Origin of the sequence: Nocardia niwae NBRC 108934 = DSM 45340 (assembly GCF_001613465.1) — a bacterium.
In the GTDB taxonomy this organism is placed as follows: Bacteria; Actinomycetota; Actinomycetes; order Mycobacteriales; family Mycobacteriaceae; genus Nocardia; species Nocardia niwae.
The window spans coordinates 43,613-66,153 of the sequence record NZ_BDCK01000025.1 but is presented as its reverse complement, the minus strand read 5'-3'; the positions used below and the strand labels follow the sequence as shown (position 1 = coordinate 66,153).

Here is a 22,541-nt window from a genome sequence, read left to right as displayed (position 1 = left end):
GGTGAGCCGGTCAGGTGTGCGACCGGCTCACCGCGAGTCACCGCTGCGCGGACCAGGATTCGCGCAGCATGGCCAGCGCGTCACCGGACAGGCCCGAGGCCGACATCGGCTCGTACCGATGCTCCTGCGCCGCCCGCGCCGGCGCGCCCGCGCCCGCAGCGGTGGCCGCGTCCACCGCCGCCGCCAGCTCGTAGAGCGTGAAGTGCTCGAAGATCATCTGCGGGGTCAGGGCAAGACCCGCCTCGCCCGCGCGCGCCGCCCACTGGATGGCGATGACGCTGTCGCCGCCGAGGGCGAAGAATCCGTCCGTGCGGCTCACGTCGGTGATCTCGAGCAATTCCTCGAGCAGCGCGGCGAGGGCGCGCTCGGTCTCGGTCCGCGGCGGCCCCGACTCGGCCTCGCCGGCCGCGACCTCGGACGCCGAATGGCGTACCACGGTGCGCGAGGTGTCCCATCCCGGCGGCACGACATTCGAGTCGGCGAGCGCCACATCGGGTTTCGTGGCGAACGCGGTCAGGATTCGCACCAGCGTGTCGGCGAAGATCTGCCCCGTGGCCGGCTCGTAGAGCTCGGAGTTGACCACGACCCGGGTCAGCAGCTCGCCGCCGGGTTGCACCAGGAAATCCAGATGGAAGTCCATGAACGCGGCGTCGTACTGTGGCGTGAGCGGGGTCAGGGTCGTCTCGCCACGCGCGGTGAACTCGACGGTCGGCGCGGTGTGCCCGAACTGCATGATCACCTGGAACAAGGGATTGCGACCGAGTACCCGGGGCGGGTTGAGCGTTTCGACGATCCGCTCGAAGGGCACGTCCTGGTGGCCGAGGGCGCTGAGCGCGGACTCGCGCACCCGCTCCAGCACGGTCCGCGGCGTCGGGTCGCCCGACAGATCGTTGCGCAGGACCATCATGTCGGCGAACAGCCCGATCAGCCGGTCCACCGACCGTCCGGGCCGGTTGGCGACCGTGGCCCCGATCGGCACGTCGTCACCGCCGCCGAGCGCGTGCACCAGCACCGCGGCCGCCGCCTGGCACAGCATGAATTCCGTCGCGCCCGTCGTCTCGGCGAGCGCTCGCAACGCTTGCCACGTCTCGGCCGGAACCACCCTGGTCGCGCTCGTCCCGGCGTGGCCGAGTCGCGCGGGACGCGGGCGATCGTGCCCGACCGCGATCTCCACCGGCAGCTCCGCCAGTGCGCCACGCCAGTAGTCGAGCCGGCTCCTGCCGTGGTCGCTGAGATCGTCGCGGCCCGGCGCGTGGTCGAAGGTGTTTCGTTGCCACACCGCGAAGTCGGCGAATTGCAGCGTCAGCTCCGGCCAGGCCGGAGCCGTGCCGCTCACCCGCGCCCGGTAGGCGGCGGTCAGGTCCTCGATGAACACCCGGCACGATTCCCGGTCGGTGACCATGTGATGGGCCAGCACCGACAACACATGGGTCCGCTCGTCCAGGACGAACAGCCGCAAGCGGACCAGCGACTCCCCGGCCAAGTCGAAGACATGGTCGGCCTCGGCTTCCAGAGCCTCTTCCAGGCGGACCGCGACCGTGTCCGCCGCGCCCTCGAGCACGGTGCGGGGCAGCTCGACCGGGCCGGCCGGGGCCACCCGCTGATACGGCGTCCCGTCGTGCTCGGGGAAGCTGGTGCGCAACGACTCGTGGCGGGCGACGACATCGGCGACCGCGTCGGCGAGCGCCGCGAGGTCGAGTTCGCCGTCGAAGCGGATGGCGAACCGGAAGTTCTCCCATCCGAACGGGCCTTCCAGCTTGCGGCGCAGCCACAACGCCCGCTGCGAGTACGACAACGGAACCCGCTCGGGGCGTTGCTGTTTCGTCGGCGTGGTGAGGTCCTCGCCGACGGGTCGTGCGGTGGGAGCGACTTCGTCGAGATTCTCCCCGAACTGATCCTGGTACCGGGCGACCAGATGCGCGGCGAGACCTGCGACCGTCGGGGTGTCGAACGGCGCGCGCACGTCGACGTCGACCCCGAAGGCATCGCGGATCAGGGCGACCAGCCGGGCCGCGAGCAGGGAATGGCCGCCGAGTTCGAAGAACGAGTCGTCGGCGCCCACCCGGTCGGTGTCGAACAGCTCGCCGTACAGTGCGGCGACGCGGATCTCGGTGGGCGACTCGGGTTCCCGGTAGGTGCGGGTCTTCGCCAGCACCGGTTCGGGTAGCGCGCGGCGATCGAGTTTGCCGTGCGCGCTCAGCGGCACCTCATCGATCACGGCGAAGGCCGCCGGGACCATGTGCTCGGGCAGTGTCGCCGCGACCGTCGCGCGCACCTGCTGCACATCGATCTCGTGTCCCGGGGCCGGTACGAGGTACGCGGCCAGGATCGGGCCGAGCCGCTCGTGCTCGGTGACGATCGCCACGCACTGCGCGACATCGGGATGGTCGGCCACCGCCGCTTCCACCTCACCGAGTTCGATGCGGAAACCGCGAACCTTCACCTGTTCGTCGGCGCGGCCGACGAATTCGATCTCACCCTCGACGGTGCGCCGGGCCAGGTCGCCGGTCCGGTACAGCCTGCCGCCGGGGAGGAAAGGATCGGCGACGAACCGCTCCGCGGTCAGGGCGGGCCGGTCCAGGTAGCCGCGGGCGAGCTGGCGTCCACCGAGATAGATCTCGCCGATCACACCCGGCGGCACCAGCCGCATCGACTCGTCGAGCAGATACACGTAGACGTTGCGGTTCGGGTACCCGATCGGCACGATCCTGGTTCCCTGCGGCCCGTCGACCGGCATGGAGGTGGAGCACACCACCGCTTCGGTCGGGCCGTAGTGGTTACGCAGGTCGGCGTCGAATTGCGCGGCGAAGCGGTCGGCGATCTCGCCGGGCAACGCCTCGCCGCCGACCGGCACGTGCCGCAACGCCCGCCAGTCGTTGGCCTCCGGGAGCATGAGGAACGTCGCCAGCAGCGAGGGCACCATGTGCAACACGGTGATCCCGTGCTCGGCGATCAACTCGGCGACATACGGAATGTCACGGTAGGCGTTCGGTTTCGGAACGACGATGCTCGCGCCCGCGATCAGGGGGAGGAAGATGTCGGCCAGCGACGCGTCGAAGCTCACCGAGGTCGCCTGCAGGACCCGCTCCGGGATGGTCGCGTCCCAGTCCGCCGCGAAGTTCACCAGGTGATCGGCGATCGCGTCGTGCGGAACGGGCACGCCCTTGGGCTGGCCGGTGGAGCCCGAGGTGTAGATGACGTAGGCGATGTTCGACGGGCGCAGCGGCGACTCGCGGTCGGCGTCGGTCGGATCGGTGGGCGGCAATCCGGCGGCCTCGGTCATCGCCGCGGCGATCGCCTCGGCGTCGAACGAAAGCGCAGGCCGCGCATCGGACAGCAGGTATTCGATGCGGTCCGGTGGATAGGCCGGATCGATCGGCAGGTACGCCCCGCCCGACTTGAGCACCGCGAGGGCCGCGACGATGAACTCCACGGAGTTCGCCATGCGCAGCGCGACGAGCCGCTCGGCGCCGACGCCGCGCCGGATCAGCCAGTGCGCCAAGCGATTGGCCCGCTGGTTCAACTCGGCGTAGGTGAACTCGGCTTTCTCGGACACCACCGCGACGCGGTCCGGGGTCGCCGCGGCCTGCCGCTGGACCAGTTCCGCCAACGTGGTCGCGGGCGCGTCGACGAGCGGACCGTGCGACGCGGCGAGGATCTCGGCGCGGTCGGCGGCGCCGAGCATATCGATCGCGCGGACCGGCTGCCCTGGATCGCCCACCGCATCGGCGAGCAAGGCCAGGTAGTGGCGCAGCAATTGGGCCACCACCGACCGGTCCAGCTCGTCGACCAGATAGGTGGCCTCGACCCGCGCGCCCGCGTCGTCGAGCACGACCATCAGCCCCAAGGGCTCCTGGGCGACCGCGCTGCCCCAGGACAGCTCGGTGGAGCGGACATCGGCGAGATCGAAGCCGTTGGCCCCACCGCGCACACTGAAGCTCAGTTGCACGAGCTGGGCCAGCCCGTCGCTGCCAGCGATCCGGTCGGCGCTCACCTCGCGGACGACTCGTTCGACGCCGACCCCTTGGTGCGCGAACGCGTCGCGGGCGGCGTCCCGCGTCGCGTCGACCAGCTCGCCGAAGGTCTGCGCCGGATCGATACGGGCGCGCAAGAGCAGCGTGTTGCCGAAATAGCCGATCAGCGCCTCGGCGTCGCGGCCGCGGCGGTCGGTCACCGGCACCGCGACGAGGAAGTCCGTCGCCGCGGTGTACCGCTGCACCAGCGCCTGGAAGGCCGCCAGCAGCACCATGAACGGGGTGGCGGAGCGATCACGCGCCACTTCGGTGACCTGATCGAGCAGTTCCGGCGGCAACGGCAACACGCACTTGTCGGCGTTGCGCGTGGCCCCGGTCGCGCCGAGCGCGCCGGGCAGCTCGAGCCGGTCCGGCAGCGGTGTCAACCGCTCGCGCCAGTACGCCAGGTCGGCGTCGTCTTCGGCGGGTCGTTCGACCGGCGAAACGTCGACGTACTGCGCTCGGATCTGCGCGAGCGAATCACCGCGGTAGGCGGCGTTCAGCTCTGCGAAGAAGATCGACCAGGAATCGTCGTCCCAGCCGATGTGGTGGATCGTCAGCACCAGGACGTGTTCGGCCGGACCCGTGCGCGCGAGCGTCACCCGCAACGGAGACTCCGACGTCAGGTCGAACGGACGCGTGAACTCCCGCCTGGCCAGCACCTCGAGCCGCCTGCCGCGGCCTTCCTCGGTGAGATCGGTGAGATCGTGCTGCTGCCATCCGAGTCCCAGATCGGCGTGCGCGACCTGGTAGGGGTTCCCGTCCGCGCCGACGTGGTAGGTGGTGCGCAGGATCTCGTGCCGCGCGAGGACGGTGTCGAAGGCGGCGCGCAGGCGCGCGACCTCCAGCGGACCGTCGAGACGGTAGCCGACGCAGACGTTGAGCGTGGTGTCCTCCGGCGCCACCGTCTGCAGGAACCACATCCGCTGTTGCGCGGAGGACAGCGCGGACGGTTCCCCGGGACGCCTGCTCGGCTCCGCTTTCGCCGCGGGTGCGAGTTGCTGATCGCGCAGTCGCTGCTGGAGCAGCCGCTTGCGCCGCTCGAGGATCTCGTCTGACATGGTGGGTCCTCCAGGCTGGGAGTTCGAAGGGAGCTGAGTGGCTGGTGGAATCGCGGTCAGTCGGCGCCGACGGTCACCGCGGAGACCGCCCGCTCGAGTGCCGCGACGGCCTCGCGCCACAGTTCGGCGAGCCGGTCGACCTCCGCCGCGGTGAACACCGCTTCGCTCCAGCGGAGCATGGTGACCAGCTGCGGCCCCTCCCCGGTGGTGCGCACCGCCGAAACCACGTCGAGCGCGTAGCGCAGCGGGAAGTCGGGCTCCGCCACGAGCGGTAGGCATTCGTGCAACGCCAGATCCGGGATCGGCGCCCAGGGCCGGCCCGCACCGGCCAGATCGAACCGGCCCAGATAGTCGAACAACACCTGTGGCTGCGGTGCGTCCACCAGTTCGGGCGCTGCGCCGAGATAGCGCAGCACGCCGTAATCGATACCGCCGTTCGGCAGGTCCGCCAGATGCGCCGTGACATGTTCGAGCAGCGCGGCGGCACGAGCCGGATCCGCCAGCGCCGTCGCCACGTCCACGCTTTCCGCGCCCGCCGCGAGCCTGGCCGGCACGATGCTGGTGAACCAGCCCACCGTGTGCGCGCTGTCCACATCGGCGCCGAGGACCGCGTCCTCCCGGCCGTGACCTTCCATCGCGACGTACGCGCCCGCCGCCGCGTCCTGGCCGCGTTCCAGACGCCAGCTCGCCAGCGTCATCGTCAGCGCGGCGAGCAAGAACTCGCGCACTCCCGTGGCGCCGCCGAGGTTGTCCAGAATCGCCGCGCTGGTCGCCGCCGAGGTGGGCACGGGGTGGACCCGGTAGGAAGCCCAGGTGTCCGTTCTCGGGTCGGGCAGCCGGCGCCCGAGCACCGGATCCGGCGCGGCGACTTGGCGGGCCCAGTACTCGCGTTGCGCCGCAACCGCTTCCGTGCCGACCCGTGCGCCAAGCAGCCGGGCCCATCGCCGGTAGCCGGTGTGCTCGACCGCCGGGGTCGGCGTGCGCCCCGCGGCGACCTCGGCCCAGGAGGCGGCGAGGTCGGCGGAGATGACGTACCAGGAGACCGGGTCGACGGCCAGGTGATGGATGGTCAGCAGCAGCACGTCAGGGGCGCCGGACCGGACGAACCGCACGGCGCGCACCAGATCACCCGTGCGGGGATCGATCTCGTCGGCGACCGCACGGCCGCGAGCCGCCAGTGTCGCCTCGAAGTGTTCGCTTTCCTCCACCCGGGACAAGATGTCCTGCGCGCGTACGCTGCCCGGCGCTCGCGTCTGGAGTTCGTATCCCGACGGCGTTGTCACGAAGCGGGCACGCAGCATGTCGTGTCCGTCGAGCAGCGCCTGTAGCACGGCGGTCAGCCCGTCCTGATCGATGCCGTCGGGCAGTTCGAGCAGATTGCTGAGGGCGAGCCTGCGGTAGCCGCCGTACTCGTGCATCCACGACACGATCGGGGTGGGATCGACCGGCCCGTAGCCCTCCGAGGCCGTCGTGCGTTCCCGGTGGGCTCCCGCGTCGATCCGCGCGGCGAGCTCGCGGATCGTCGAAGCGCTCAGCACCGCTTTCGGGCTGATCGAGAGGCCGTCGCGCCGTAGCCGGTTCACCAGCGAGATGGCCACGATGCTGTCCAAGCCGAGGCTGATCAGATCGTCATCGATGCTCGGAACCCGACCGCCGGACAACTCGGCCACCGCGGCGCAGAGGCGGTGTTCGGTGCCGGTGCGCGCGGGCGCTGCCGCGGCTGCGGTACCGGCGGCACGGTCGTCGGCCAGCGCCGCGAGCCGCTGAGCGTCGAGTTTTCCGTTGCTGGTCACCGGCAGTCGTTCCACGACCAGGATCCGGTTCGGCACCATGTACCCGGGCAGCCGCTCGGCCAGCGCCACGCGCAGCCGCACCGCGTCGAGACCGTCACCCACCGCGAATGCGGCCAGGCTGGGACCGCCCGCGCGACGCACCACGATCACCGCGGCGGCCCGCACGCCCGGCAAGGCCAGCAGCGCCGTCTCGATATCACCGATCTCGATCCGGTAGCCGCGGATTTTCACCTGGTCGTCCGCGCGGCCGACGTAGGCCAGATCGCCCGAGGGCAAACGGCGCACCAAGTCGCCGGTCCGGTACATCCGTTCGCCGGTGCGATGCGGATCGGCGACGAATCGCCCTGCGGTGCTCTCCGGCATGCCGATGTAGCCGCGGGCGACCTGCGCGCCGGAGAGATACAACTCGCCCACGACGCCGACCGGCGCCTGCCGCAGCCGCGAATCCAGGACATAGCCGGTCATCCCGGTGACCGGCGCCCCGATGGACGGGTCGGCGTCGCCGTCGGCTACCGCGGCGACCACCGCCTCCACCGTCGTCTCGGTGGGGCCGTAGCAGTTGTGCACAGCGGTGCGGGGCAGCGCGCACAGCTGCTTCCACAGCGGCACCCCGATGGCCTCGCCGCCGAGCGCGAGCACCGACAGCGGCGTCGTACCCGCGTCGACCAGTCCGGCCGCGGCGAGCTGGGCGAACATCGACGGTGTGGTGTCGATCATGTCCAGGCCGTGCCGCACGATGCCGTCGACGAGGCGGCGAGCGTCGCGCATTTCCTCGGCGTCGAACAGGTGGACGGCATGTCCGTCGAGCAACCCGATCAGCGGCTGCCAGGACGCGTCGAAGCTGAGCGACCAGGCGTGCGCGATCCGCAGTGGCCGCCCGAGCCGCGTCACGGCGGGCCGGTACACCCGGTCGCGGTGGTCGGCGAAGTACGCGGCCAGCGCGGCGTGGGTACCAACGACGCCTTTGGGTTCCCCGGTGGAACCGGAGGTGAAGATCAGGTAGGCGGACTGGTCGGCTCGTCCGGGCGGCGGCGCGAACCCCGCTGCGTCCTCGGAGATCTCGTCCATCCGCAGTACCCGCGAGCCGTCCGCGATCGCGCCGAGCACGGACGAGGCGGAATCGTCGACCAGGATCAAGCGTGGACGGGATCGCCGCAGGATCGATTCGATGCGGGCGGCGGGCAGCGCGGTATCGACGGGCACATAGGCGGCGCCGGTGGCGAGGACGGCGAGGATCGCGACGATCGACCGTGCCGACCGCGGCAACGCCAGGGCCACGACGTCTTCCGGACCGGCGCCGTGTGCTGCGAGCTCACCCGCGACTCGGAGTGCGGCGTCGGCCAATTCGCGATAGGTGTAGCGCTCGCGCTCGGTGCTGAGCGCGAGCGCGTCCGGCGTGGCGGCCACTTGGCGCGCGAACAGCTCCCACACGGTGACGCCACGCACGTCCGCCGTGATCTCCGCCGGTGGCCGCGCGCTCTCCCCCGGCAACAGCACGTCCAGTGCGTCGGGCCCGCGCTCGCCGATCGCGGGCAGCTGCCGCAGCACCGAGAGCAACCGCGCCCCGATGCCGGGACCGGACAGGGTGCGCAGCGCCGCCTGGACCGCCTCGATCGTCACCACCAGCTGCCCCTCGTAGACGAACGAGGTCACCGCGAGCGGATAGTGCGTCAGGCTCTCCGACGTGATCGGCGCGACCCGGACCCCGTCCGCCAGGTCGATGGGGCGCAGGATGTCGGACATGGGCGCGTTCTCGAACACGAACAGCGTGTCGAACAGGGTTCCGGACCCCAGCGACCGCTGGATCGCCGACAGGCTGACGTACGCGAGATCGCGCATCGGAGCCGACTCGCGTTGCAGCCGCGCGCACTCGCGCACCACGTTCTCGGCGCCTAGCGCCACGCGGACGGGGACGGTGTTGATGAACAACCCGATCATGGTCTCGACACCGGACAACTCGTCCGGCCGGCCCGAGACGGTGGTGCCGAAGACCACGTCGCGGCGGTCGGTCAACCTGCCGAGGAGCACCGCCCAGGCGTACTGCACGACGGTGTTCATCGTCAGGCCGTTGGACCGGGCCCATGCCGTCAACCGGCTGGTGTCGGCCGCGTCGAGGGTGACCGTGTCGATGCTGGGCACAACGGTGTCGACCGCCGCGTCGCCGCGGTCGGCGAGGATGAGCGGATCGAGATCACCGAGATAGTCGCGCCAGGCGCGCAGCGCGGCGGCGTCGTCGCGGGCGGACAGCCAGCCGATGTAATCCCGGTAGGGCCGGGGCCGGGGCAGCGCGTCCGCCGCGGCGCCCACCTGGTACAGGGTGAACAGCTCCCGGAAGAACACGCCCAGCGACCACCCGTCGAGCAGGATGTGGTGCGCGGTGAGTACCAGTCGCCGTGTGTCGTCGGGCAACCGCAGCAGCAGCACGCGCAGCAGCGGGCCGCGGGCCAGGTCGAACGGCGCCCGGGTCTCCGCGGCGATGACCGCGTCGAGCTCGGCCGGGTCGATCGCGCGTTCGGCCCATGGCAGCTCCGCGGCGGCGGGCACGATCTGCACCGGCCGCGGAAGGTCGCGATCCCAGAACGAGGCGCGCAGGTTGGGGTGCCGCCGCAGGATCACCTCGACGCTGCGGCGCAGCAGCGCCACATCCACCGGGCCGGTGATCTCGTAGACGAACTGCAGGGCGTACAGATCGCCTTCCCCGGCCAGCCTGGCCAGCGAGAACAAGCCCTCCTGCAACGGGCTGAGCGCGAGCACGTCCTCGATCTCGGGCATGGGCGCCTGCGTGTTCTCCGACATTGAGCGGCCTCCTGAGCCTGTGTTCTCGGGCACCATCAGCCTCGGTTCTCGGACATGAGCGCGACGACGTCGTCGAGGGACGCGCCGCCCATGATGGCCGCGACCGGCAGTTCGCGGTTCAACGTCGTCTTGATCCGCGCGCGCAGGTCGACCGCCTGCAGCGAGTCGACGCCGAGCGCGACCAGCGGGACCGAGCCGTCGATGTGATCGGGGCCGTCGACGAGCATCACCTGCCCGAGTTCGCGCCGGAGGATCTCCGCGAAACTCTCCGTCACGTCGGCTTCCGGCGTGACGGCGGGCGGCGGGGCCGGGGCCGGGGTCGGGGCCGGGGCCGGGGCCGGGGCCGGGGCCGGGGTGACCGTCGCCGAGGATTCCTGCGCTGTCAGCGTCGGCGCGAGAACCGGTGTCAGACCGACGATGTCGACCGTCTCACGCAGGCGCTCCCAGTCCGCGGACAGCACCATGCTGTTGCTCGCGCGGTCGGCGAAGCCCGCCTCGATGGCGGACGCGGCGGGCATGGACTGCAGACCCGCGCCGAGGATCCTGGCTTCTACAGCGGCGTGCTCCGCACCGGGCAGTCCCCACAGCCCCCACTGCACCGACACGCAATCCCTGCCCTGCGCGCGCAGCCGCACGGCGAGACTGTCGAGCATGCGATTCGTGGCCGCGTAGAGCGCCTGGTCGCGTCCACCGAGCGTGGCCACGAAGGAGGAGCACAACAGCACGGTGCAGGCGGCGGTCTGCGGCACCGCGCGCAACACCTCCCCGAGCCCGAGGACCTTCGCGGCGGCTGCCTCCGCGACCGCCGCCGGTTCCAGCCGCGCCCACGCGTACTGGACGGCGGCGTGCACCAGCACGCTCACGGGGCGCTCGGCGAAACGCCGCGCCAGCTCGCCGACCGCGGCGGCGTCGGTGATATCGCAGGCCACCACATCGATTTCGGTAGGACCGAGGTTACGTAGGGCGCGCAACCGCTCGGCCACGGCGCTCGTGGCGCCGCTGCGGTTCACCAGCGTGATCCGGCCCGCTCCGTCTCGAACGAGCTGCTCGCAGAATTCCAGGCCGACGTATCCGGTTCCGCCGAGAACCAAGACTTCGCCCAGGTCGGGCGGCGTCGACGCGCCGGACGGCTCGGCTCGGACGACGCGCTTGGCGTGCAATTTCCCTCGCCGCAGCGCGAGTTCGGGCTCGTCGAGCACATGGATGGCTTCGAGGATCTTGTCGGCCAGCGCGGCCGGATCCTGCGTCGCCGCATCCGGCGGCAAGTCCAGGTGCCGGAAGGCGATGCCGAGATGATCCGGAGCAAGACTGCGGTACGCGGCGCTCACCGCCGAGTGGCCGAGCGAGGGAACATCGTCCGGCCCGACGGTTTCCGCACCGGTGGTCACCAGCCAGCATGCGCCGGCGCCCGGCGCGAGCGCGTCCAGTCGTTCGGCGGCTCCGGCGAAGTCCGCGAGTTCCGCTACCGCACCTGCCTCGTCCGTGGCGGCGGCCGGGGGTAGCAGCAGCACCACGGTGTCGGCCTCGGTGTCGGAGAAGCCTGCGCCGTGACGCGGGGCCCGCGCGCGGAGCGCCGCCGCCAGTTCGTCGGCGCGGCCGTCGTGCTCGGCGAGCCGCACGGTCCGCGGCGCGCTCAGCCCGAGCCGGGACAGCTTGATCCATTCTTCGCGCAGCCGCGCGGGGGGCGCGGTGACCGGGACCGGCGCTTCCGCACCCGACTGGTACGGCGCCCACAGCCTTTTCGGGTTCATCACGGTGGCCGGGAAATCACGCAGCGGCAGCACGGGCGTCCGATCATCCGATCCGGTGCGCAGGATCTGCCAGTCGTAGTGCAGATCGTGTACCGCTACCTCGGCCAGATTGCGGGTGAATTCGCCCAACCCGCTCGCGGTGCGCACGGACGTCCCGACGATGCGGAAGTCGCGGGCGGCCCCCGCCGGTTCGTCCGCGACCTGGGACAGGTTCTCCCGCAGCGCGGGCTGCAATGTCGGATGCTCGGCGATCTCGATGAAGGTGTCCACGTCGGCGGTCGCCGCCACGACAGCGCGGTCGAAGCGAACCCGGTTTCGCAGGTTCCAGTACCAGTAATCGTGGTGGGTCAGCTCAGCGGTGATCGGAGCGCCGAGCGTTCCGCCGTAGCAGAGGATCTCGCCGATCCTGAACGTCTTGTCGCTCAGTTCTCCGAGTGCCGACTGGAATTCGCCGCGCAACCGCGTCATGGCGGAGGTGTGCGAGGGGAAGGACATCTGGATCTGTCTGGCGAACAATCCTTGCGCGGTGGCGGTCGCCACGAGTTCCGCGATCGCCGCCTCGTCGCCGGAGACACCGGTCAGGTGCGGTGAGTTGACGAGGGAGACCTCCGCCCACCCCGAATTCCGGGCCAGCAGCGCTTCACACTCGTCGCGGCCCGCGCCGAGCACGGCCACCGCGTAGCCGTCCGACAGGTCCCGCTCCAAGAGCTGGGCGCGGTGCGTGACGATCAGCACGGCATCGCGCAGCGTCAGCGCTCCGGCCACGACGCAGGCGGCGAGTTCTCCCTGACTGTGCCCGATGGTCGCGGCGGGAAGCACGCCCGCCGCCCGCCACATGGCGGCCAAGCCGATCAGGTGGAACATCCTGGCGGGCTGTAGTTCGCACAGCGTTTCGCCGTACTGCTCACCGCTTCCGAGCAGATAGTGCACCGGCCGCGCATGACCATAGCGCTCCTCGTGCACCGCTGCGCACTCGTCCACGACGGCACGGTAGGCAGGCGAGGAGTCGTAGTACGGCTTGCCCATGCCGGGGCGCTGACTGCCCTGACCGGGAAAGACGAATCCCGCCCGGCGTGCCGCGACGGCCCCGCCGGAGGTCACCACCGCGGGATGCGCGGTGTTCGCCGCGACCGATCGCAGCGCGTCGAGCAGTTCGTCGCGGGCGCTGACCATGGCCAGCGCGCGATACCGGCGGGCGATCCTCGTGCGGAAGAGATGGCCCGCCAGACGATCCGGATCCACCCGGGGATGGGCCTCGCAGTAGGTCGAGATCGCAGCGGCCTCCGCGCACAGCCCCTCTGCGCTGTCCGAGGAGAGCAGAACGGGAATGGCGCCGTCCGGCAGCCGGTATTCAGACATCGCCGTTCTCCTCCAGGACGGGCATCCCCACGATCGCGTGCGCGTTGGTCCCCGCCACCCCGAATGCCGACACCGCGCCGTAGCGGACGCCGCCGACCGGCTCCCACGGCGCGTACTTCGTGGCCAGCCGCAGACTGGTGGTCTCCCAGTCGATGGCGTCGGTCGGGTTCTCCGCCCAGAGACTCGGCACGACGTGACCGTTCGCGCCGCACAGCAGCATCTTGATCAGGCCGAGCATGCCCGCCGCCGCCTGGGTGTGACCGATGTTCGACTTGACCGAGCCCAGCAGCGCGCCGTGCGCTCGCTCGGGTGCGCCGTACATCCGGATCAGCGCGGCGAGTTCGATCGGGTCGCCCACCGACGTACCGGTGCCGTGCCCCTCGACGAGTCCGATCTGTTCCGGGGCGACGCGGGCCGCGGCGAGCGCGGCCCGGATCAGCCGTTCCTGCGCGTCGGCGCTGGGCACGGCCAGCGGGGCGCCCTTGCCGTTGTGGTTGACCCGGGAACCGAGCAGCCGCGCGTAGATCCGATGACCGAGCCGCCGTGCCCGCGACTCCGGTTCCAGCACCACCACTCCCGCGCCCTCACCCCACAGCGTCCCGGTGGTGCCCGCGGAGTACGCACGGCAGTGGCCGTCGGTCGACAGCGCGTTGTTCTTCGCGAACTCGACGAACATGCCGGGTGAACCCATGACGCACACGCCACCCGCGAGCGCCCAGTCGCATTCGCCCGCGCGGATCGCCGCCGCCGCCTGATGCAGTGCGGTCAGACCCGCCGCGCACGAGGTGTCCACGCTGATCGAGGGACCGATCAGTCCCAGGCTGTGTGAGATCCGACCGGCCACCGCACCGAGCGTCGTGCCGGTCATCCGATAGCCGCTGTGCTCGCTGACGCTCGCCATGCGCGGGCCGTACTCGAGCGGTGTGACGCCCATCCAGCACCCCGCCTCGTCGCCGTCGACCGCGCCGGGATTCAGCCCGGCATCCTCGACCGCCCGCCATGCGACGCGCATCCCCACGCGCTGCTGCGGATCCATCGCGACGGCTTCGCGCGGCGTGATACCGAAAAACGCCGCGTCGAATTGCGTTGCTTCGGAGAGAAAACCACCCGCGTCGCGCACATCACTCCACCCGGCGTTCCGCCCGAGTGTGCGTAATTGTTCGATCGGCCATTCCCGGTCCCGTGGCAGTGGGCCGATGAGTTCCCTGGATTCGGTGAGCGCCGACCAGAATTCGCGTGGACTGTTTATCCCGCCGGGGGCCTCGACCCCGATTCCGACGACGACGATATGGTCTTCGTCCCCCGAAGCCGATCCTGACATGGTGAACCTAACTGGAAAGGGCGGACTGTCCGGCATCGGCGGCGGCGGCGGAAAGCAACTCCGCGACGCCGTCGATGTGGTCGTACAAATAGAAATGCCCGCCGTCGAAGAGCGTGACCGAGCCGCCCCGGCTGCTGTGCGCCAGCCACGGCCGCAGGTCGGCGACGGTGACGAAATCGTCGTCGGCGCCGCCGATGACCTCGATCCGCGCGCCGACCCGCACGTCCGGACCACACGCGTAGGCGTCGAACGCGCGATAGTCGGCCTTGAGGACGGGCAGGGTCATCCGCATGATGTCGCGATCGGCCAGCACGTCCGCGCCGGTGCCGTTCAGGGCGATGAGCCGGTCGAGCAGCGCCTCGTCCTCACTGGGCAGCGGCTCGCTGTCGGCCACCAAGGCCGGCGCCACCGCGCTGGAGGCGCCGAGCAGCGCGACCGGCACACCGGCCGCCTCGGCCTGCCGGACGAACTCGAACGCCACCATCGCTCCGACGCTGTGCCCGAATACCGTGATGGGAATGCCGCGGTGATAAGGCGATTCGAGGAATTCCGCGAGCGCGCCCGCTGCGAGTTCGGCGATATCTGCGGCCATCGGTTCGGCGGCCCGATCCTGACGTCCCGGATATTGCACGAGGACGACGTCGAAATCAGCGCTGAGCCGCTTGGACATGGTGCGGTAGGTCGACGCGCCACTGCCCGCATGGGGAAACAACACCAGTGGCGGCAGCGTTTCCGCGGAGGGCTTGTGAAACTTCCGTAGCCACCCAGGTTTTCTCGACATCCAACAGCTCCTACACATGACGCGGTGTCAGCGAAAAGTTCCCATGACCAGTCGAATTCGGCCGCGGGGCGCTGCGGCCGAAAACCGCCCTTCCGGAACGGCCAGGCCTCGCCGACCACGTGAGGTTATCATAGGCTAACCTTACATTCATCCAGCAGGGCCACTACCGAACGGAGCTCGACAACCGATGAACCCGACCGAAACGCCTTATGTCATCGCGCGCGAGCTGACCGACATCTCCGACGAGCTGCGGGCCGTGCCCGCTCCGTCGACCCCCGCCCTTCCCGCACCGTTCGACATCCGCACGGCCGACGCGGACGGCGCCGACGCGGAGTTGCTCACCGAATGGATGAACCGGCCACACCTGGTGCAGACGTGGGAACAGCCCTGGCCACTCGAACTGCGCAGACAGAATCTGCGCGCGCAGCTGCTCGGATCCTATTCCCGCCCGTACATCATCGGTTACGACTTCACCGCGGCCGGTCGGCCCGAACTGGGCCGTCGCGACATCGCCTACTTGGAGCTGTACCGCCCGGCCAAGGACGAGATCGCCCGCATCTATCACGCCGACCCCTACGACGTGGCCTTCCACCTGGCCACCGCCGACCCGGAGGTGATCGGGCGGGGCATCATGTACTCCTTCGTCGCCGGCCTGCTGGCCGGCGTCTTCGAAGCCGAACCGCACTGCCGCCGCATGGTGATCGAGCCCGATCACCGCAATGTCGCGGTCCGGCGCATGACCGAACGATTCGGCGTGCCCAACCTCGGCGACTTCGACATCCGGCCGGACCGCCGGATCACGCTCTACTATCTGCCGCGCACCCCGGCGGACATCCCGGTCGCCCGGTAGTGCGCCGCGCCGCAGGGCCGCGGCGCGGCGAGCGTGGGCGCTCACCCGAGCGCCCGCGCGAGGGCAACCGCCGGATGCGGACCGGTCCGCCGCGGGACCGGTTGCAGTACGCGATCGGAAAGCTCGCCCAGGCAGCTCAGATTCGGGAACCCGGGGCCCTGCGCCACCCCGGCCAGGTTGGGCAGATAGAGCTTGGTGCCCATCCCCGACACCGCGAGGTCGTAGCCGATCGATACCTCGATCCGCTCCTGGGTCGGCCTGCCGCCGACCGCAAGCTCCAGCAGATCCGCCGCATCCTGATCGAAGAGGTCCAGGAACCAGAGCGGCTGTCCGCCAGTGGCATCGATGACCAGGTCGAAAGTATGCGTCTGATCCGGCCGCCGCTCATTGCGCAGCGTCAGCGCCACCCCGTCGCCCTGCTCGGCGACGCGGACGGCGCGACCCTGCAGATGATGCACGCGGCTGTCGCCGAGCAGGCTCTCCTGCACCCGTACCGAGAAGACGCCGCGATCGGTGCGGCGGATGACGTCACGCCGTTCCTGCACGGTCAGTCCCGCCCATTTGACCGGATCACTGAACAGCGAGTTCTCGAAATAGCTTTCGCCGCGGGTGTAGATGGTCGCCATCGGCGAGATCACGGAGATCGACAGCATGCCGTGGCGCACCAGTTCGTCCAACGCGGAGCCCGCGGTCTCGCCGCCGCCGATCACCGCGACGCGCGAGGACACCGGCAGGCTGCGGCGCCCGGCCAGATCCCAGAACTGCGCGATGCTCAGCACGCGCGGATGGTCGGCGAGAGCCTTCGTGCTGGCGCCAGGCCCGGTGATCATCAGTCCGGCCGCGTCCAACCGGACCGCGCTGCCGTCGGGATCGGTCGCGGTGACCAGCCAGCCGTCCGCGGTCGCGCCGATGGAACGCACTGTGCCCGAGACGACTTCGAGATCGATCCGGTGCGCCACCCACTGCAGGTACTTGGCCCAGACGTGGTGGGCCGGATTCGGGCGGCCTCGATCGATCCACTCGGCGTAGGTGCCTTGCTCGATCAGGAACGACGTCCAGCTGTAGGACATCATGGCCGCGTTGATCTCCTGGTTGCGTCCGCGCGCCCAGGTCGAGTGGTACGGGAAGCCGATGTCCTTCTCCGGGCTGGTGCCCAGCCGGTGCCTGCCGTCGGTCCAGCCGCCGCTCGGCAGCCAGTTGCCGCCGACCGCGTGCGCCTCGACGACCACGACCCGAGGAGCGGGCAGGCCGAGCGTGCGCAGCACATGCGCTTTCGCCGCCACCGCAAGGGCTTTCGGACCAGCTCCGATGACCAGAAGCGTTTCCACCGGTTCTCCACTCTCTCCGACATCCCGCGGCTTCCCGCCGAGTGCGCGGGTCCGCTCCCACGCCGGCAACCAGAATCCGTCCGGATCATGTTTGCATAGGCTTACCTTATATTGCACACTCGTACCCGACCAGAGCGGTGACACTCACACCCGCGAACGATTGGATGAACAAATGACCTCCCCGAACAAGGCATTCGCCCGGCTGGCCGCGACGGCGGTCGCACTCAGCGCCGCACTCGTCGGCGCCGCGGGCACCGTCGCGCCCGCGGTCGCGGCGCCCTTGGTCGCACCCCTGCACGCCCAGGCCCCCGGCGCCGGTGAGCTGACCGCCAAACTGCGCGTGGCCATCAACACCGGCGCCGCGCGCAGCACACGAGCGGCGGAACTGGAATCGGGCGACGCGGGCGTCGCCACGATGGACAAGATCGCGGGCCTGCTCGCGGTCTCCCCGCCGAGCCTGCGCTACAGCGTGATCAACCCGTCCACCTCCGGCGACCGGCTCGACGCACAGCTCCTGATCACCACCGAGGGCTACCCGGACTTCACCTACGACGTCTCCTGGAAGCAGATCGACGGCTACTGGAAGCTGACCCGTCAGGCGGAATGCAGCCTCGCCTCGGCGCTCGCGCTGTCCTGCTGAATCAGAACCCTTCCTCTCCGCGATCTTCCGCGGGACCGTTGCGTGTCGCGCGCTTGTACCTACAGCGCGCGACATCCAACTTTCGTTAGGCTAACCTTAGTATCATGGGTAAAGGCTTGAACGGTCTGATGGTCAAGGCGTGGGGCGGCAACGACTACCGGCTCACCGTCACCTCGACCGAAAACGTCACGGACAAATACGTGCGACTCGGCTTCACCGCGGGCGGGCTGCTCGCCGATCACCCGGTGCACCCCACCCAGTGGATCCGCGGCTGGTTCCCGGACGGCGACAGCGGCAAGTTGCAGCAGCGTGGCTACACGCTGGTCGACCCCGATCCGGAGGGCGATCGCTTCTCGATCGAGTTCGCGCTGCACGACGGGCCTGCCGCCCGATGGGCCCAGAACGCCTCGGTCGGCGACGAACTCGACGCGTCCGTGCTCGGCTCGAATTTCCAGCTGCCGGAGTCCGCACCCGGCGAATACCTCATCTTCGGCGACACCGCCTCACTGCCCGCGATCAACTCGCTGCTGGACGCCATCGCAGACACCCCGGCGCGGGTCTGGCTGGAGTGGCAGTACGAGTCCGACACCACGATCCCGCTGCGCAACAAACCGCACCACCAGGTGACGTGGGTGCAGCGGATCGATGACGGCAGGTTGCTGCGGGAAGCCGCACAGGAACTCGTCTGCCCGGCAGACGCCTTCGCCTGGGTCGCCTGTGACGGGCACACCACCCGCTCGATCGTCAAAAGCTTCAAGACCATCCACGATCTGCCCAAAACGGCGATCAAATCCCAGGCTTACTGGAAATAGATTCCCGACGCCGCACCGCCTCCCCGCGGTGCGGCGTTTTCGCTTCAGAAGCCGCCGAACTGCCGATCGGCCCCGGCACGGGGCGAGTAGCCGATTCAGCGGCGGCAGCGGTGCACCGGGGATCGCCGCGGCGCTGCCGCGGGCTCACGATCCGAGCCGGTCGGCGGACGCACCCGCGGCGACCACCGGCTGTCCCGGCCTCCACGGCGACCTCGTCCGCCGACCGGCTCGATTCGCCTAGGTGGCGACGGGTTCCAAATGCCAGCCCGCCGCGCGGGATCGCTCGTTCCAGAAGGCGGCGTACCGGCCGTCCAGGGCGAGCAGTTCCGCGTGGGTACCGCGCTCGACGATCCGGCCGCCGTCCACGAACAGGATCTGGTCGGCGTGGGCGATGGTGGCCAGCCGGTGCGCGACCACGATCACCGTTTTGTCCTTGGTGATCTCGTGCATGCCGCGCACCACGAGCGCTTCACTGTGCGGATCCAGGGCACTGGTCACCTCGTCCAGCAGCACGATCGGCGCGTCCTTCAGCAGCGCCCTGGCGATCGAGACCCGTTGGCGCTCACCGCCGGACAGCGCCGCGCCGCCCTCTCCGACCTGGGTGTCGAAGCCCTCGGGCAGACGGTCGACGATCTCGTCGACTCGCGCCGCCACCGCCGCGCGACGAACCTCGTCGTCACCGGCCTCCGGCCGGCCGATCCGGATGTTGTCCGCCACCGACTGATCGAACAGGTAGACGTTCTGGAAAACCAGCGAGAGCTGGCTCAGCAGAGTCGCCGACGGCTGGTCGCGTACATCGTGCCCGCCCACCGACACGCGTCCCGAATCCACGTCGTAGAACCGGGCGGCCAACCGCAGCACAGTCGTCTTGCCCGCGCCGCTCGGCCCGACGATGGCCGTGGTGGTGCCCGCGGGCACGGTGAACGTCACGTTCGACAGCACCGGCTCACCGGGACGGTATCCGAAACTCACGTCGTCGAAGACCACCGACGGCGCCACCGGCGTGACGGCCGCCTCCGCCTCCGGCAACACCGGTTCGTCCAGCAGTTCGGTGATCCGGTCCGCGGCCGTGCCTGCCGAGCGTAACGCGGTGCCCAATTGCGCGGCTTGGTTGAGCGGTTCGATGAACCGGGAACTCACCGCGATCAACGCGATCGCGGCGGCGGCGGAGACGGCGCCGTCGGTCACCCGCGCCACCGCGACGTACACCAGCACCAGGAACACGGCCTGCACGAAAAGCGCGAACAAGATCAGGCCGGGCACGCTGGCGAACACCATGCGCGAGCCAGCCGAGCGCTGCCCGGCCAGCGCGGCGTCGAGCGCGCGGTTTCCCGGCCCCACCGCACCGAACGCGCGCAACACCGGCTGGGCCTGGGCGAATTCGATGACGCGCGAGTCGGCCTCCGCCGCCGCCGTGTGCATCCGCTGGTCCGCGCCGAGGTAGGCGCGATTGGCCAAGCCGTTCACCAGGTAGAGCACCGGCGCGGCGAGCAGCATGGCCACCCCGATGCGCCAGTCGACCAGCAGCATGCCGACCGCGACCGCGAGCGGGACGATGACACCGGTGAGGATCTTGGCCAGCAGGTAGGCGATCAGACCTTGCAGCTCCCGCACGTTGTCGACCATCAGGCGCCCCAGCGGCCCGGCGTCATGGGTCTCGAACCAGCCGAGGGGCAGCGCGTTGAGGTGGTCGCCGAGCCGGGTCTGCAATCCGCGCTGCATGCCGATGCCGACGCGCAGGCCGATCGCCGCTTGCAGGTAGCCGAACACCACCACGCCCGCGACGGCGGCGAGCATGCCGAGCGCCCAGAGCCAGGCGCGGCCGAGGTCGTCGTCGAACAACGCCGTCAGGACCGGGACCAGCAGCAGATACGCCGCCGCCTGACTGAGGGCCTGGGCCACGATGGCGGCGAACAACCTCGGTGTCAGCCGGGCGAATTCGGCCGGAACCAGGTCCAGCACCTTGCGGATCATCGGGCACCCTCCACACTGTCGACGAGGGCGATCTCGCCCAGCGCCGCTTCGTTGATCTCCCACAGCCGCTGGTAGGCCCCGCCCGCGTTGACGAGACTCGCGTGGTCGCCCTGCTCCACCAGGCGTCCCCGCTCGAGCACCAGGATCCGGTCCACCCCCGTGATGGTGTGCAACCGGTGCGCGATGACCAGCACCGTGCGGCCGGCGACCAGGACCGCCAGCGCGTCCTGCACCGCCGCTTCCGATTCCGGATCGGCGAAGGCGGTCGCTTCGTCCAGCACGAGGACGGGGGTGTCCGCGAGCAAGGCGCGTGCGATCGAGAGCCGCTGCGCCTCACCACCGGACAAGGTCGCGTCGACGCCGAGTTCGGAGTCGTAGCCACGCGGCAGCGCCACGATGCGATCGTGGATCTGCGCGGCGCGGGCGGCCTGTTCCACGGCGGCGTCGTCGGCGTCGGGCCGGGCCAGGCGCAGGTTCTCCCGGATGCTGCCCCGGATCAAACGCACGTCCTGGAAGACGAATCCCACCGTCCGGTAGAGCTCCTCGCTGGGGAAGTCACGGATGTCGCGGCCCCCGATGGTGATCCGGCCCGATCCCACGTCGTAGAAGCGGGGAAGCAATTTGGCCAGTGTCGACTTGCCCGATCCGCTCGGACCGACCAGAGCGGTGATGGTGCCGGGAACGAGCTCGAGGTCGATGTCGTGCAGCACGTCGTGACCGGAGCGATAGCCGAAGCCGACCCCTTCGAACCGGACCAGCCCGGCGGGCGCGGATTCCGGTTCGGCGGGAGTCGGCGCCCCGGTGCTCAGTTCGGGCGTCTGTTGCAGCTCGTGCAGGCGCTGCGCGGCCACCGCGGCGGCACGCAGCGCCTGCGCGCCGTAACCGAGACTGAGCAACGAGCTGCCCAAGCCGAGACCGACCAGCAGGAACGGCAGCACGTCCAGGGGCTCGATCCAGTCCAGGCCGACGGCGCCCAGACCGCCGACGACCACGACGAGCATCACGAAGACAGGGGTGACGACGATGTCGGAGGCCGCCTGCACCTTGATGATCGGCGTCTTCAGCCGGTCGACGCTGCGGGCCTGGTGCTCGACGGCCTCTTGGAAGACGCTGTGCGCCTTGCCCGCCTGGCCGAAGGCACGAACCACCTGGATGCCGTCGACGAATTCGATGGTCGCTTGCTTGGTGGCCTGCTCGGCGCGCGTGTAGACCACGTAACGGTCCCGGCCGTCGCGGTCCATCATCCGGCTGTAGAGCACCGCGTACGCCAGGATCGGCAGCAGCAGCGCGACGGCCAGCCGCCATTCGACGGTGACCAGGTATCCGAGGGTGATCAGCGGAACGGTCACCGCGCCGACGAACTCCAGGCGGGCGTGGGCCACCAGGTAGTGCAGCGCCTCCACGTCGTCCTGGAGGTACTTCTTCACCTCGCCCGATGTCCGCTCGCCGAACCAGCCCAGCGGCACGCGGGTCAGCTTGGCCGCCAGTGCCCGGCGCACGGCGAGCTGATAGCCGGCGTCGACCAGGTGCGTCCAGGTCAGCGCCGCGGCTTGCAACAGGGCCCGCGCCACCAGCACCAGCACCGCGATCGTCAGCAGACGCCACACCCGGTCGGTGTCCACCTGGTCCCGCAGCAATTCGCGGCAGGCCGCGACGATCAGCACGAAGGGCACGACCGCGCACGCCGATGCGACGACCATGATGAGGCTCGCGACGATCAGCGGGCCGCGCACGGGCGCGAGGATCTCTTTGCGCGCCCGCGCCTCCTGCTGCTTGCGTTCCTTCAGCACCGACTTCGGCGGCCGGTTCCCCGTCTGCGCCGCCGGCAGCGGCGCGACCTCTACCGTCATCTGACCTCGTCTCTCGCGGCATCCGTCTGGAATCGCCCTATCCTCACACAGCGACGCCCGGTAAGAAAGGTTAGCCTAAGTTATCTTGGCGCGGGCATCGTCGGGCTCGTTCACATCCGGCGCAGTGCGCTCCGGCGGATCCGGCCGCATGCCGCCCGGTCGCCGAACTGGAAAGCGTTGCACCTCAGCGGAGCCGGCCTCGGCCACCCACC

11 protein-coding genes are annotated in these 22,541 nt (G+C 70.2%); 3 read left to right on the top strand and 8 right to left on the bottom strand.

What is annotated here, in order from left to right; translation table 11 throughout:
* Positions 1-37: 37 nt before the first annotated feature.
* From NNI01S_RS17970 to NNI01S_RS17950, 5 genes are read right to left on the bottom strand one after another with little or no spacing between them, the layout of a single operon-like run.
* A complete protein-coding gene (locus NNI01S_RS17970; RefSeq protein WP_063021282.1) occupies positions 38-5,074 on the bottom strand; it encodes a non-ribosomal peptide synthetase in 5,037 nt (1,678 codons plus the stop codon).
* Positions 5,075-5,130: 56 nt separating this feature from the next.
* Complete coding sequence (locus NNI01S_RS17965) at positions 5,131-9,663, bottom strand: non-ribosomal peptide synthetase (RefSeq protein ID WP_063021281.1); 4,533 nt, start codon at positions 9,661-9,663, stop codon at positions 5,131-5,133.
* Positions 9,664-9,698: 35 nt separating this feature from the next.
* Positions 9,699-12,773 carry a nocobactin polyketide synthase NbtC gene (gene nbtC / locus NNI01S_RS17960; protein ID WP_063021280.1) on the bottom strand — a complete coding sequence of 1,025 codons (3,075 nt, stop codon included), beginning with the start codon at positions 12,771-12,773 and terminating at the stop codon, positions 9,699-9,701.
* On the bottom strand, positions 12,766-14,094 hold the full coding sequence (locus NNI01S_RS17955; RefSeq protein WP_063021279.1) for a beta-ketoacyl [acyl carrier protein] synthase domain-containing protein: 1,329 nt from the start codon (positions 14,092-14,094) through the stop codon (positions 12,766-12,768). Before NNI01S_RS17955 ends, nbtC begins: the two co-directional genes overlap by 8 nt.
* Before the next feature lie 7 nt (positions 14,095-14,101).
* Positions 14,102-14,875 carry a thioesterase II family protein gene (locus NNI01S_RS17950; RefSeq protein ID WP_063021278.1) on the bottom strand — a complete coding sequence of 258 codons (774 nt, stop codon included), beginning with the start codon at positions 14,873-14,875 and terminating at the stop codon, positions 14,102-14,104.
* A 187-nt stretch (positions 14,876-15,062) separates the two neighbouring features.
* Between NNI01S_RS17950 and NNI01S_RS17945 the strand changes: the two genes are divergently transcribed.
* A complete protein-coding gene (locus NNI01S_RS17945; RefSeq protein WP_063021277.1) occupies positions 15,063-15,725 on the top strand; it encodes a GNAT family N-acetyltransferase in 663 nt (220 codons plus the stop codon).
* A gap of 41 nt (positions 15,726-15,766) precedes the next feature.
* On the opposite strand, the gene NNI01S_RS17940 is transcribed toward NNI01S_RS17945, so the two are convergent.
* Entirely contained in the window at positions 15,767-17,053 is a 1,287-nt protein-coding gene (locus NNI01S_RS17940; protein WP_063021276.1) for a SidA/IucD/PvdA family monooxygenase, read from the bottom strand.
* Between the two features lie 172 nt (positions 17,054-17,225).
* Between NNI01S_RS17940 and NNI01S_RS17935 the strand changes: the two genes are divergently transcribed.
* The gene (locus tag NNI01S_RS17935) at positions 17,226-17,693 is read left to right on the top strand and encodes an MTB12 C-terminal domain-containing protein (protein WP_063021275.1); all 468 of its coding nucleotides are present in this window, start codon (positions 17,226-17,228) and stop codon (positions 17,691-17,693) included.
* Positions 17,694-17,797: 104 nt separating this feature from the next.
* Entirely contained in the window at positions 17,798-18,505 is a 708-nt protein-coding gene (locus NNI01S_RS17930) for a siderophore-interacting protein (RefSeq protein WP_063021274.1), read from the top strand.
* A 237-nt stretch (positions 18,506-18,742) separates the two neighbouring features.
* Here NNI01S_RS17930 and NNI01S_RS17925 read toward each other — a convergent pair whose 3' ends face one another.
* Complete coding sequence (locus NNI01S_RS17925) at positions 18,743-20,479, bottom strand: ABC transporter ATP-binding protein (protein WP_063021273.1); 1,737 nt, start codon at positions 20,477-20,479, stop codon at positions 18,743-18,745.
* The gene (locus NNI01S_RS17920) at positions 20,476-22,329 is read right to left on the bottom strand and encodes an ABC transporter ATP-binding protein (RefSeq protein WP_063021272.1); all 1,854 of its coding nucleotides are present in this window, start codon (positions 22,327-22,329) and stop codon (positions 20,476-20,478) included. Before NNI01S_RS17920 ends, NNI01S_RS17925 begins: the two co-directional genes overlap by 4 nt.
* Between the last annotated feature and the right edge of the window lie 212 nt (positions 22,330-22,541).

What these genes read in the sequence shown, in the direction of transcription:
- NNI01S_RS17930 (WP_063021274.1), top strand. Translation starts at nt 17,798, where the DNA reads ATGGGTAAAGGCTTGAACGGTCTGATGGTCAAGGCGTGGGGCGGCAAC.
- NNI01S_RS17935 (WP_063021275.1), top strand. Translation starts at nt 17,226, where the DNA reads ATGACCTCCCCGAACAAGGCATTCGCCCGGCTGGCCGCGACGGCGGTC.
- NNI01S_RS17970 (WP_063021282.1), bottom strand. Translation starts at nt 5,074, where the DNA reads ATGTCAGACGAGATCCTCGAGCGGCGCAAGCGGCTGCTCCAGCAGCGA.
- NNI01S_RS17955 (WP_063021279.1), bottom strand. Translation starts at nt 14,094, where the DNA reads ATGTCAGGATCGGCTTCGGGGGACGAAGACCATATCGTCGTCGTCGGA.
- NNI01S_RS17925 (WP_063021273.1), bottom strand. Translation starts at nt 20,479, where the DNA reads ATGATCCGCAAGGTGCTGGACCTGGTTCCGGCCGAATTCGCCCGGCTG.
- NNI01S_RS17945 (WP_063021277.1), top strand. Translation starts at nt 15,063, where the DNA reads ATGAACCCGACCGAAACGCCTTATGTCATCGCGCGCGAGCTGACCGAC.
- NNI01S_RS17965 (WP_063021281.1), bottom strand. Translation starts at nt 9,663, where the DNA reads ATGTCGGAGAACACGCAGGCGCCCATGCCCGAGATCGAGGACGTGCTC.
- NNI01S_RS17950 (WP_063021278.1), bottom strand. Translation starts at nt 14,875, where the DNA reads ATGTCGAGAAAACCTGGGTGGCTACGGAAGTTTCACAAGCCCTCCGCG.
- NNI01S_RS17920 (WP_063021272.1), bottom strand. Translation starts at nt 22,329, where the DNA reads ATGACGGTAGAGGTCGCGCCGCTGCCGGCGGCGCAGACGGGGAACCGG.
- nbtC (WP_063021280.1), bottom strand. Translation starts at nt 12,773, where the DNA reads ATGTCTGAATACCGGCTGCCGGACGGCGCCATTCCCGTTCTGCTCTCC.